Annotated in this window: 1 protein-coding gene (cut by a window edge); it reads right to left on the reverse strand. The window is 66.4% G+C overall.

The genetic code is table 11. From position 1 onward, the window contains the following. Positions 1–14,863 carry the 3' end of a non-ribosomal peptide synthase/polyketide synthase gene (locus AC5Y5W_RS12695; RefSeq protein WP_500022320.1) on the reverse strand. 16,322 nt of this gene lie beyond the right edge of the window, so 14,863 of the gene's 31,185 nt are visible here — the last part of the coding sequence; the start codon falls outside the window, past its right edge; the stop codon is at positions 1–3.

A 14,863-nucleotide genomic window follows, 5' to 3' on the forward strand; every position in this document is an offset into this window, starting at 1 on the left:
TTAGGTTTGCAGCAACAGCTTGAGTCGTTTGGCATACGCGTTGAGCGGTTCGCTATCCAACATCTCGTGATGCGCACAGTCAACCGACTGCTCGGTGATGTCCCCGGCCACATACGGGCGCCAGCTTTGCAGCTTGGATGAACCGTTCCCATTTCCGTTTCGGGAAGCGGAAAAGAGGAACATATCGCCGTCAAACACGGCAGGCACATGCTCCAACAGATGCATCCGGTTGGCGTTAGCACTTTCGACGATGAACTTCAGCAGCGGTCTGGGCGGAAGAGGATATTCAGCCACTTCCTGTTGGTGAATTAATTCCTCTACTTGTCGATAGGTCAGCGGTTCAGGCTGGGCCGGAATAGGTATCCGATTGCTCCGCAAGATGCGGTCCAGCAGGCGACTCTCGTCTACGGCCCCATTGCTGGTGGCTTTTCCGCTCCCGTTCGATGCGGCATCGAGCAGGACAAGACGTCGGACTACGCATCCGCGTCGACGGAGCTCGATGGCAAGCTCGTGGGCGACCACGCCGCCAAAAGACCAGCCGAGGATGTTATAGGGCCCGGTCGGATAAACCGCTTGGAGCCGGTCGGCATAGTTTTGCGCCATCTCACGAATCGATCCGGCATCAGGCTCGCCATTTTGCTGGGCTTGTTGAATGCCGATGATCGGGCAGTCCAGATAATCGCCCAGCGCCCGATACCGCCAGCTCAGCCCGAGACCGTCATGGATACAGCACAGCGGAACGCCGGTACCTTTCCGGAGGATCTGAACTGGTGCCACTTCCACCGACCTGGCCCGGCTGCCCATCTGCCGGCTCAAACTTCTCACCGAGGGCGCGTCGAACAACATGCGCACCGCGACGTCGGTATCCAGCGCAAGATTGATCGCCGCGATCAGGCGCATCGCTGAAATGCTGTCGCCACCCAGGTCGAAGAATGAGTCGTCGACCCCGACCCGCTCGAGGCCGAGTACCTGGGCATAGGTGGCGGCCAGGATTTCTTCGGTCCGGTTAGCCGGAGCGCGATACGTCGTCGCGGTGTATTCGGGTGCCGGCAGCGCACGGCTGTCGAGTTTGCCGTTCGGGGTCAGCGGCAGCGCCTGCAACGCCACCACCGCCGCCGGCACCATGTAGGCCGGTAGCCGTTGCGACAGTTGACCGCGCGCCTCGGCCGGGTCGGCGTTGCCGGTCACATAACCGACCAGCCGTTTGTCGCCGGGGCGGTCCTCACGGGCGACCACCACCGCCTGATCCACCCCATCGAGTGCGTTGAGGGCCGCTTGGACTTCGCCGAGTTCGATGCGGTAGCCGCGGACCTTGACCTGCTCGTCGGCACGCCCCGCATACTGCAGCTGCCTATCCGCACCCCAACGCACCAGATCCCCGGTGCGATACATCCGTTCCCCGGACTCCCCGAACGGGCACGCCACAAACCGATTCGCGGTCAACGAATTCCGGCCCACGTAGCCGCGCGCCACCCCGGCGCCGGCCACATACAACTCGCCGACCACACCGGCCGGCACCGGCCGCAACCACCCATCCAAGACAAACAACGCCGCCTCCGGCACCGGCGAACCGATCGGCACCATGTCCAACCCCGCGGTCAACGGCGCGCTGATCGCCACACACATCGTGGTCTCGGTGGGGCCGTAAGCATTGACCATCACCCGGCCCGGCGCCCACTGATCCACCACCTCGACCGGACAGGGCTCACCGGCCATCACCAGCGCCGTGGAGTCCAGTCCCTGCTGCGGCAACGCCGCAACCGCCGACGGAGTCTGGGTCAGCACACTGACATGCTCGGCAACCAGCACATCGTGCAACTCGTGCGGCGAGCGCGCTACCGCGTCGGGCACGATCACCAGCCGCCCGCCACCCAACAGCGCACCGAAGATCTCCCACACCGAAACATCGAAGGCCAGCGAATGACACTGCGACCACACCCTGGCCGCCGGCAAGCCGGCATCCAACGACGCCAACAGTTGCATCACATTGCGATGGGTGACCGCGACGCCCTTGGGCACCCCGGTGGTGCCCGAGGTGTAGATCACATACGCGGCGTCATCAGGGTCCGGCACCGGCAATGCCGTGCCCGGCGGGGTGTCAACAGCATCATCGACATCCACGACCACGACGCCGAATTCGTCGAGTCGGTCAGCCAACTCGGCGGTGGTGATCACCGCCACCGGCGCAGCATCGCCGAGCATGAACCCGACCCGCGCCGCGGGCAGCGTCGGATCGATCGGCAGATACGCCGCCCCGCTTTCGAGCACCGCCAACATCGCCACGATCGCGTCGACTGAGCGCGACAACAGCAACCCCACGCACTCTCCCGGGCCCGCGCCGCGACTGGCCAACACGTGCGCCAGCCGGTTCGACGCCTCGGCGAGCTTTCGATACGTGATCGACTCCCCCTGGCACGTCACTGCGACCGCATCGGCGGTGCGGGCCAGCTGCTCGGCCAACAACTCCGGAATCGACATCGGCGCGCTCGTCGAGTGAGCCAACACCGCCCGGTTCCCGATCTCATCCAGCCGGGCATGCTCGGCCGCATCGAGTACATCCACCGACGCCAACGGGCGGGTCGGATCGGCCGTCATGGCCGTCAACACCCGCTGCAACCGCCCGATCAACGCGTCGATGCCGGAGGCGTCGAACACCTCGGTGTCGTATTCGACGCGCAGCCCCAGTTCCCGACCCGGCTGGGCCTGCACCGTCAACGGGTAATGGTTGTATTCGGAGATGGTGGAGTCGGTGACGGCTAACTCGCTGTCGCCCAACAACGCACCGGTGTCGATCGGATAGTTCTCGTAGGCGAAAAGCGTGTCGAACAGCTTCTCCTGACCGGTGACGCGGTGGATCTCGCTGAGCGCCAGATGATGATGCTCGAACGTGTCGTTGTACGCGCCTTGCAACTGATCCAGCAGATCTGCGGTGGTCGTTGTCGACGTGATGCGAGCCCGTACCGGCACCGTGTTGATCAACAACCCGACCATCGATTCGACACCGGCCAACTCGGCCGGCCGACCCGAGACCGTGGTGCCGAACGCGACATCGTGCTGACCGGTCAATGACGCGAGCAGCAGCGCCCAGGCGCTCTGCAGTACGACGTTGACAGTGGTTTGACGCGACCGCGCCAACTCGCTGAGCGCGTGGGTGGTCTCGGCGGACACCCGACCGGCGATGACGCCGCGGGCACCCAGTCGCCGTGGGTGCGGGGGGCCGACCAATGTGGGGGCGTCAAAGCCGGCGAACGCCTCGGCCCAGGCGGTGCGGGCGGCATCGAGGTCCCGGCCGGCCAGCCAGGTAAGGAATGTCCGATACGAGACCGTCGCAGGCAGCGGCTGCCCGGTGAAGCTCGCGAATATCTCGCCCAACAGGATCGGCAGCGACCAGCCGTCGAGCACGACGTGGTGAATTGTCAGCACCAATCGGTGCCGGTTGGCTGCGGTGCGAATCACAGCCGCGCGCATGGCCGGTTGGTCGGCGAGGTCGTAAACCGCGGCACGCTCTGCGGCGCAAAGCTGTTGGATCTGCTCATCGCCGTCGAGGTCCTCGTCGTCGAGTTCGACGTAGCGCCACCCCACCGCGGGATCATCCGGGAGGATCTGCACCGGCGCGTCGAAGTGTCGGCAGAACCGGGCCACCAGGTTCGGGTGCCGCTTAGCCGCGGTGTCCATCGCATCGCGTAGACGGTTGCTGTCGAGCCGACCGCTCAGCGCGACGTTCAGCTGTACCGCATAGAGGTCGTCCTCACTGTCCTGTGCGGTGGCATGGAACAGCAGGCCCTGCTGCAACGGTGTCAACGGCAAGATATCGGCGACGTCATAGTTGTGTTGCAACTCGTCGATCTCGCGTTGGCTGAGCCGCGCCGGCGCGATATCCGACGGGGTCAGCCCGCCGCCACCGGCTCGCACATGCGCGCAGATACCGGTCAAAGCCTCAAACCACAGTTGGCTCAACCGGCTGATCTGCGCTTCATCGAGCGCCGAGACCGCCCATGCCCAGTCGGCGTGGAGATGCGGACCCGCCTGGGTGTCGACGGTGCCGGCGTTGAGTTCCACCGTGTGCATCAGCGGCATCGATGTCGCCGTCGCGGCGCCGGTGATCGAGGAGCCGTCCGGACAGATTCGCCAGCCGTCCCCAGTCTCGCCGGCCGCCGCACCCGAACGCCCGAAGTAGTTGAACCCGATCAGCGGGTCGGAGCCGCCCAGATCGACATCGGCGTTCACATAGCGCAGCACACCGTAAGTCAGTCCGTCGGGCAGGGCGCGAAGCTGCTCTTTGGCGTCTTTGATCACCGCTCCCAGCGCCGCTTCGCCGGCGACCACCTGTGCCCAGGACAGCCCGCCAAGGGCCAGCGACACCGGATATTTCGCGGTGAACCACCCCACCGTGTGAGACAAGTCGATATTGGAGCCCAATTCCTCACGGCGGCCGTGACTCTCGACGTCAATACCGATCGGGGCGTTGCCGCTGCCGGAAAACTCGGCCACCGCCAACCCGAACGCAATCAGCAGAATGTCGTGTATCCCGGCGCGAAACGCCACGGGCACCTCGGCCAGCAGCATCCTGGTGGTCTCAACGTCATCCAGCGACACCGACAGGTGCCCCGCGGTGGCATACGTGTCGGTTTCGGGCCGCACAGCGGGCAAGACTGTCGGCGTCGCCGCCACCTGCCGCCACATCTGCTCTGCGGCCACTACTTTCGGTGTCCGAGCGTACTCACGCAGAATCGCCGCCCACCGGGCAAACGATGTGCCGGTCGCCCGCAATGCCACCGGCTGTCCGCTGTGCTGCTGAGCCCAGGCGATATTGAGGTCCTCCAACAGGATCCACCACGACACCGCATCGACGGCCAAGTGGTGAACAGTCAACACCAGCTGACCGCTGTCGGCTACCCACAGCGCGCTGAGCATCACCCCGGCGGTCGGGTTCAACCGCGACCGCGCGTCAATCACTGCCGCATCCGACAGCTCCTGCACCGACTGCAGGCAGCTGCGAGCATCGACCGCCCCGGGCTCAGGCACCGTCAGTGACCAGCGACCGGCCTCGTCGCGGTCGACGCGCAGCCGCAACATGGCATGGCGATCCAGCAAGACCTGCAACGCAATCAGTACGTCGGCCTCGTCGACGCCGGCGGGAGCCAGCAGCGCCATCGTCTGGTTGAACTGCTCGACGGGACCATCCACGCTTTCCAGCCACCGGATGATCGGAGTGGCCGCCACCTCGCCGACGCCGTCATCACCGTCGTCAATGCCGCCGTCGGACACCGCGGCCACTACCGCCAGCCTTGCCACCGTTTGCTCGACGAAAACATCGCGCGGCCGACACGTCAGGCCTGCGGCGCGGGCCAGCGTCACCACCTGCATCGACAAAATGCTGTCCCCACCCAGCTCGAAGAACGAGTCGTCGACGCCGACTCGCTCCAGCCCCAACACCTGGGCGTAGATGCCGGCCAGAATCTCCTCAATTGCATTGCCCGGAGCGCGATACCGGTCAACGTCGCGATACTCCGGGGCGGGCAGCGCGCGGGCGTCGAGTTTGCCGTTGGGCGTCAACGGCAGAGCATCCAACACCACCACAGCGACCGGCACCATGTAGGCCGGCAACCGCTGCGCCAGCGCACGGCGCGCCTGGGCCGGGTCGGCAGCCCCGGTCACATAACCCACCAGGCGCTTGTCGCCGGGCCGGTCCTCGCGCGCGATCACCACCGCCTGCTGCACGCCGTCTACCGCGTACAAGGCTGCCTGGACTTCGCCGAGTTCGATGCGGTAGCCGCGAACCTTGACCTGCTCGTCGGCGCGCCCCAAATACTGCAGCTGCCCATCGCTGCCCCACCGCGCCAAATCCCCGGTGCGATACATCCGTTCGCCGGACTCCCCGAACGGGCAGGCCACAAAGCGCGACGCCGTCAACGGACCCCGCCGCACGTACCCGCAGCCGACCCCCGCACCGGCCACATACAACTCGCCGACCACACCGGAGGCCACTGGCCGCAACCAGTTGTCCAACACAAACAAGGCGGCGCCCGGCACCGGTGAACCGATCGGCACCACCGCCGACCCCGCGGTCAACGGCGCACTGATCGCCACGCACATCGTCGTCTCGGTCGGGCCGTAGGCGTTGACCATCACCCGGCCCGGCGCCCACCGTTCCACCACCTCGGCCGGGCAGGGCTCCCCGGCCACCATGAGCGTCGCCGCGTCCAGCCCATCAGGCGCCAACATTCCTACGGCAGAAGGGGTTTGGGTGATCATGGTGACCTGCTCGGCAACCAGTAACTCGGAGAGGTCTTTCGGTGAGCGTGCCACCTCCTCGGGCGCCACCACGAGGCGCCCGCCGTGTAAAAGTGCGCCGAAGATCTCCCATGCCGAAACGTCGAAGACCAGCGAATGACACTGCGACCACACACCGGTCACCGGCAGGCCGGCGTCCAGCGTCGCCAACAGTTGGACGACGTTGTGGTGAGCGATCGCGACCCCTTTGGGCACCCCGGTAGTGCCTGAGGTGTAGATGATGTAGGCGATGTCCCGTGGGTCCGGCACCGGTAGTGCTGTGTTGAGCTGGGCGTCGATAGCGAGCTCATCGACATCGATCACCGCAATGTCAACGAACCCATCGAATCGCCCAGCAAGTTCAGCGGTGGTAACCGCAGCGACCGGCGCGGCATCCTCGAGCATGAACCCGATCCGCGCCGCCGGCAGCGCCGAGTCGATCGGCAGGTAGGCCGCCCCGCTCTTCAGCACCGCCATGATCGCCACGATCGCCTCAGCCGAACGCGAAAACAGCAGCGCCACGCACTGTCCCGGACCGGCTCCGTGACCGACCAACAGCTGCGCTAACCGGCTGGCGGCCTCATCGAGTTCGCGGTACGTCAATGACCGGCCCTGGCACGTCACCGCCACCGCCTCCGGAGCCCGAGCCACCTGCTGTGCGAACAACATCGGAATCGACACCGGTGCCGGCGAATTCGCGGTCAACGCAGCCCGGTTCCCGAGGTCGTCAAGCCGGGCATGCTCAGCCTGGTCGAGCAGGTCCATCGACGACAACGACCGTGTCGGATCGGCCGTCATGGCCATCAACACACGGCGCAACCGCTCCGCGAGCATCTCGATGCTGGGAGCGTCGAACACATCGGTGCGGAATTCCACCCTGCCGCCGATCCCGGCGGGCTCACCGGCCTCGCTCCACCGCTCGGCCAGTGAAAACACCAAATCCATGCGAGCCGACTGGGTATCGGTCGGCATCGACGTGACGCGCAGGTCGCCCAGGGCCGGCGCGGCGGCGGCATCATCGCTGCGCCCGCCGAAGTTCTGCCAGGCCAACATCACCTGCACGAGCGGATGATGGGCCAGGGACCGAGTCGGGTTGAGCCGCTCCACCAGCACCTCGAAGGGCACGTCTTGATGCTCGTAGGCGGCCAGACTGCGCGACCGCACCTGCGCCAGCAGCTCGGCGAAGCTGGGATCACCGGTCACATCGACCCGCAGCACCAACGTATTGACGAAAAAGCCCACCAGCTCATCGAGTGCCGGATCACGACGGCCAGCGATCGGGAAGCCAACCGCCACATCAGAATTCATGCTGACGTTGGACAACAGCGCCGCCAAAGCAGCCTGCATCACCATGAAGCTGGTGGCGTTATGCTCACGGGCCACCCGAGCAACATTCTGCTGCAACTCCGCCGGCCAATCCACCGCCACAGTCGCGCCGCGCTGATCAGCCACCAATGGGTAGGGCCGGTCGGTGGGCAACTGCAGCCGTTCGGGCATCCCGGCCAATGCCTCTTCCCAGTAGCCCAGCTGGGCGGCAATGGGACTGCTGCTGTCATCGAGTTCGCCAAGCTGGGCGCGCTGCCACAGCGTGTAATCGACATACTGCACCGCCAAATCGGCCCAGCCCGGGGCTTGGCCCGCACACCGACTGGCGTACGCCACACCCAGATCACGCACCAGCGGAGTGATCGACGAGCCGTCGGCGGCGATGTGGTGGACTACTGCCGCCAGCACATGTTCGTCGTCGGCTATCTGGAAAAGCCTGGCCCGCAACGGAATCTCAGTGGCCAGGTCAAACGTGTGACGTGCCGTCTCGCTGATGGCCTCAGCCAGCCGGCTGGCCGTCCACGTGCTGGCATCGACGTGCTGCCAGCCGAAGTCGGCCCGCTCAACCGGGATAACCACCTGCTGAGGCGTACCCTGCGGCGCTGGGAACAGCGTTCGCAGGCTTTCGTGACGGCCGACCACATCGGCCAATGCCGCACGCAACGCCTGGGCATCAAGCTGGCCGCGCAGCCGCAATGACACCGGGATGTTGTACACCGGTGAGGGCCCCTGCAACTGGTCTAGGAGCCACAACCGGGTTTGGGCAAACGACAACGGGACCACCGCGGGACGCTCACCCGCAGCTATGTGCGGCAGCCGCCCCGCGCCCTCACCGACGCTGCGCGCCAACAGGGCGACCGTGGGCGCCTCGAACACGGCACGTACCGAAAGATCGCCGTCCAGAGCGGCATTGATCGCCGCGATCAGGCGCATCGCCGAAATGCTGTCCCCGCCCAGATCGAAGAACGAGTCGTCGACCCCAACGCGGTTGAGTCCGAGTACCTCGGCATAGATGCCGGCCAGCGTCTCCTCGGTGGGGTTGGCCGGGGCGCGGTAATGATCGGTGCCCCGGTATTCCGGCGCCGGTAGGGCCCTGGTGTCGAGTTTGCCGTTGACCGTCAACGGCAGTGCGTCTAACGCCACTACCGCGACCGGCACCATATAGGCCGGGAGCCGCTGCGCTAGGTGGCCGCGCGCCTCGGCCGGGTCGGCGGTGCCGGTGAGATAACCGACCAGGCGTTTGTCACCGGGGCGGTCCTCGCGGGCGATCACCACCGCCTGATCCACGCCGTCGAGAGCATTCAGGGCTGCCTGGACTTCGCCGAGTTCGATGCGGTAGCCACGAATCTTGACTTGCTCATCGGCGCGGCCCAGATACAGCAACTGCCCATCAGTGGCCCAACACACCAGATCGCCGGTGCGATACATGCGGGTCCCCGGCGCTGCGGCATCCCCGAACGGACAGGCCACAAAGCGCGACGCGGTCAATCCCCCGCGGCGCACGTACCCACATGCCACCCCGGCGCCGGCCACATACAACTCACCGGCCACCCCGGGGGGTACCGGGCGCAACCAGCCGTCCAACACGAACAACGCCGCCCCCGGCACCGGCGAACCGATCGGCACCACACCCGACCCCGCGGTCAACGAGCTGACCGACGCATACACCGTCGTCTCGGTCGGGCCATAGCCGTTGATCATCACCCGACCGGGCGCCCACCGGTCCACCAACTCGGTCGGGCACGCCTCCGCGGCGATCACCAGCGCCGCCGAATCCAGTCCCTCGGGCGACAACATGCCTATCGCAGAAGGGGTTTGACTCAACACGGTGACCTGTTCGGCGACCAGCAGATCGTGGAGGTTCTCCGGGGAGCGGGCCACCGTTTCGGGAACGACCACCAGCCGGCCGCCGTGCAGCAGTGCACCCCAGATCTCCCACACCGAGTAGTCGAAGGCGTAGGAGTGGCACTGCGTCCACACCTGTCCCGGCCCGAGTTCTGGCCCCGCCTCCAGTGAGTCGAACAGCCGTGTCACGTTGTGATGGGTGACCGCCACGCCTTTGGGGACTCCCGTGGTACCGGAGGTGTAGATGAAGTAGGCGATGTCGTCCGGGTTCGGCGCCGACGGCGCCGTGCTGGGTTGGATGGCGACGGCGGGGTCATGGACATCGATGATCTCCAGCTCGTGCCCGTCGAACCGATCAGCCAACTCAGCGGTGGTGATCGCTGCGATCGGCGCCGCGTCGGCGAGCATGAATTCGATCCGGGCCGCCGGCAGGGCCGGGTCGACCGGCAGATAGGCCGCCCCGCTCTTCAGCGCCGCCAGAATCGCCACGATCGCCTCAGCGGAACGCGAAAACAGCAGCGCCACAGACTCACCCGGGCCCACCCCGCGCCCAGCCAGCAGCTGCGCCAACCTGTTGGCTGCCTCGTCCAGCTCCCGGTAGGTCAGTGACCGGCCCTCGCACGTCACCGCCACCGCCTCGGGGGTGCGGGCCGCCTGCTGTGCGAACAATGCCGGAATCGACACCGGCACCACCGGTCGGGTCAACACCGCCCGGTTGCCGAGCGCATCAAGCCGGGCATGCTCGCGCTCGTCGAGCAGATCCATCGACGACAACGGCTGTGCCGGATCGGCAATCATCGCCACCAACACTCGCTGCAACCGCCCGGCCAATGCCTCGATACTGGCGGCGTCGAACACATCGGCGTCGTATTCGACGCGTAGGCGTAGTTCGTGGCCCGGCTGGGCTTGCATCGTCAACGGGTAGTGGGTGGATTCGCGGCTGGTGACATCGGTGATGGCGAACTCGTGGTCACCCAGTAACGCGCCGCTGTCGATCGGGTAGTTCTCGAACGCGAAAAGCGTGTCGAACAGCGTGTCCTGACCGGTGATCCGGTGGATCTCGCTGAGCGCCACGTGCTGGTGCTCAAGCGTGTTGTTGTAGGCGCCCTGCAGCTGGTCCAGCAGGTCGGCGGTGGTCGTCGATGCGGTGATGCGCGCGCGCACTCCCACCGTGTTGATCAACAGTCCCACCATCGATTCCGCACCGGCGACGTCGGCCGGCCGTCCCGAGACCGTGGTGCCGAACGCCACATCCTGTTGGCCGGTCAGCGAACTCAACAGCTGAGCCCATGCGCCCTGCAACACGATGTTGACCGTGGTATGACGCGAGCGGGCCAGTTCGGAGACGGCTTGCGTGATTTCAGCAGCCAGCCCAAAGGCTTTCACGCTTCGCGGTCCCGGCTCCAACCGATCCTGAGGCCCGACCAACGTCGGAGCGTCAAAGCCGGCGAACACCTCGCGCCAGGCGTCGCGGGCGGCCTCGGCGTCGCGGGCGGCAAGCCAGGCGACGAAGCTGCGGTACTCAGCAGCCACGGGCAGTCGTTGCCCGTAATAGCCGGTGAAGAGTTCGCCCAACAGGATGGGCATCGACCAGCCATCGAGCACGATGTGGTGGTTAGTCAGCACCAATCGGTGGCGGTCTGCTGCGGTGCGGATCAGGACGGCCCGAAACGCCGGTTGCTTGGCGAGGTCGCAGACCGCGGCGCGCTCAGCGGCGCAGAGCCGCTGGATCTGCTCATCGTGGACGATGTCGTCCTCGGTGAGTTCGACGTAGCGCCACGCCAATACCGGATCAGCCGGGATGACCTGTACTGGCTCGTCGAACTGTGGGCAGAACCGGGCTACCAGGTTGGGGTGCCGGTTGACTACCGTATGCATGGCATCGCGCAGCCGGTGGGGATCGAGGGCGCCGGTGAGGCTGATGTCCAATTGCCCGGCGTACAGGTCGTCGTTGCCCCGCACAGTATCTGCGTGGAAGAGCAGACCCTCCTGCACCGCTGTCAGCGGTAGCACGTCGGCGATCCGGCATTGCGCCTGCAGCTCGTCGATCTGGTGCTGGCTGAGCCGGGCCGGAGTGATATCGGACGGCGTCAATCCCCCGCCACCGTCTTGTACATGCGCGCAGATCCCGGCCAGCGCCTCGGACCACAACCGGCTGAGCCGGCTGATCTGCGCTTCATCGAGCGCCGACGGCGCCCACGTCCAATTGGCATGCAGCTGCGGTCCGGATTCGGTGTCGACGGCGGCAGCGTTGAGCTCCACGGTGTGCATCAGCGGCATGGGTATTGCCGTAGCCGCGCCGGCAACCGACAGGCCGTCCGGGCCGATCCGCCACAGCTCACCGGACGCGTCAGCTGCCGGGATACCCACGCGGCCCAGATAATTGAATCCGATCGGCGGCTCGTACTCGCCAAGATCAACGTCGGTGTTCAGGTACCGCAACAGACCGTACGTCAGGCTGTCGGGCAGCGCGCGAAGCTGCTCTTTGGCGTGTTTGATCACCGCCCCCAGCGCCGCCTCGCCTGTGACGACCTGCGCCCAGGACAGCCCGCCAAGGGTGAGCGCGACGGGATATTTGGTGGTGAACCAGCCCACAGTGTGGGACAGGTCCGCATTCGGGTTCAGCTCCTCGTGACGCCCATGGCCTTCGACGTCGATACCGATCGGGGCGCTGCCGTTGCCGACGAACTCGGCTACCGCCAACCCGAACGCGATCAGCAGAATGTCGTGCGCTGCGGCGTGAAACGCTGCCGGCACCTCCCCGAGCAGCATGCGGGTGATCTCGGCGTCCACCGGCACCGACAGATGCCCAGCGGTGGCAAACGTGTCGGTTTCGGGCTGCACGGCAGGCAAAGCCGCCGGCGCCGCCATCACCTGCCGCCAACTCTGCTGCTGTTCAACCACTTCCGGCGCCCAAGCATGTTCACTCAGGAGCGTCGCCCACCGGGCAAACGATGTGCCGGTCGCCGGCAGCACCACCTCACGGCCGTCGCGGTGCTGAGCCCAAGCGGTGTTGAGGTCTTCCAACAGAATCCACCAGGAGACCGCATCAACGGCCAGGTGGTGAACGATCAACGCCAGCTGACCGCTGCCGGCTACCCACAGTGCGCTGAGCATCACCCCGGCGCTCGGGTTCAACCGCGACCGCGCCTCAATCAGCACCCCATCCGACAACTCCTGCACCGACCGCAGACACTCGCGGGCGGCCACCGTCCCGGGCTCGGGCGCCGTCAGCGACCAGCCACCGGCGTCGTCGTGGTCGACGCGCAGCCGCAACATGGCGTGGCGATCGAGCAAGGCCTGCAACACAATCAGTACGTCGGCCTCGTCGGCCCCGGCGGGCGCCTGCAGCACCATCGTCTGGTTGAACTGGTCCACCGGACCGTCCACGCTTTCCAGCCAACGGAGGATCGGGGTGGCCACCACCTCGCCGACGCCGTCGTCACCGTCGTCGATGTGGCTGTCGGCCACTTCGGCCACTCGGGCCAGCCGGGCAACGGTCTGCTCGACGAAGACGTCGCGCGGCCGACACGTCAGGCCCGCGGCGCGGGCCCGCGCCACCACCTGCATCGCCAAGATGCTGTCCCCGCCCGAGTCGAAGAATGAGTCGTCGATTCCGACTTGCTCCAACCCCAGTACCTGCGCGTAGATGCCGGCCAGGATCTCCTCGATCGCGGTGCCCGGGGCACGGTACTCACCGGCGGCGTATTCCGGTGCCGGCAGGGCGCGGGTGTCGAGTTTGCCGTTGGGCGTCAGGGGCAGCTCCTGCAGCACCACCACCGCCGCCGGGACCATATAGGCCGGCAATCGGTCGGCCAGCCGGGAGCGAACCTGGACCGGATCGGCGGTCCCGGTCACATAGCCCACCAGCCGTTTGTCGCCAGGGCGGTCTTCGCGGGCGATCACCACCGCCTGCCGTACGCCGTCGAGCGCACTCAATGCCGTTTGAACTTCGCCGAGTTCGATGCGGTAGCCGCGGATCTTGACCTGCGCATCGGTGCGTCCCAGATACTGCAGCTGCCCATCGGTGCCCCACCGCGCCGAATCCCCGGTCCGATACATCCGTTCGCCGGCCCCGCCGAACGGGCAGGCCACAAACCGCGACGCAGTCAACCCCGCGCGTCGCACGTACCCGCACGCCAACCCGGCACCGGCGACGTACAACTCGCCGACCACACCGTGAGGCGCCGGCCGCAACCACTCGTCGAGCACGAACAGTGCCGCGCCGGACACCGGCGAACCGATCGGCACGACACCCGATCCTGCCGTCAGCGGCGCGCTGATCGCCGCGTACACGGTGGCCTCGGTCGGACCGTAGGCGTTGATCATCACCCGCCCCGGCGCCCAGCGGTCCACCAGCTCAGCCGGGCAGGCTTCACCGGCCACCACCAGCGCCGTCGACTCCAAACCCTCAGCCGAGAGCATCCCCACCGCCGACGGGGTCTGACTCAGCACGCTGACCTGTTCAGCGACCAGCAAAGCGTGCAGGTCTTCCGGCGAGCCCGCTACCGATTCGGGCACCACGACCAGCCGCCCGCCATGCAGCAGCGCACCGAGGATCTCCCACACCGAGACGTCGAAGGCCAACGAATGCCATTGGCTCCAAACCGCCACACTGGGCAGGCCGGCGTCGAGTGTGGCCAACAACCCGGTGACGTTGTGATGGGTAACCGCAACGCCTTTGGGAACTCCGGTGGTCCCCGAGGTGTAGATGAGATAGGCGATATCTGCGGCGGCCGGCGCCGGCAGCGCGGTGTTGGGCTGGGCATCGACGGCGGTGTCATGGACATCAATGACCCTCACGTCACTACCGGACAGCCGTGCCGCGAGGTCAGCGGTGGTGATCACCGCGACCGGCGCGGCATCTTCGAGCATGAACCCGATCCGCGTCGCCGGCAGCGCCGGGTCGATCGGCAGATAGGCCGCTCCGCTCTTGAGTACCGCCATGATCGCCACGATCGCTTCAGCCGATCGCGAAAACAGCAGCGCCACATACGTCCCCGGGCCCGCTCCGTGACCGGCCAGCAGCTGCGCCAACCGGTTGGCGGCCTCGTCCAGCTCTCGGTAGGTCAGTGACCGGCCCCCGCAGGTCACCGCTACCGCCTCCGGAGTGCGAGCCACCTGCTGTGCGAACAACGTCGGAACCGATACGGACAGCGGCGAATTCGCGGCTAACGCAGTCCGGTTCCCGAGGTCGTCAAGCGTGGCGTGCTCGCGCTCGTCGAGCAGATCCATCGATGACAACGACCGTGCCGGGTCTGCCGTCATCGCTATCAGGACCCGGCGCAACCGCTCGGTGAGGGTTGCGATGCTGGCGGTGTCGAACACATCGGTGCGAAATTCGACTGTTCCGCCGATCCCCGCGGGCTCACCGTTTTCGCTCCACCGTTCGGCCAGTGAGAACACCAAATCCATGCGG

This window comes from Mycobacterium sp. NGS51 (genome assembly GCF_059812525.1).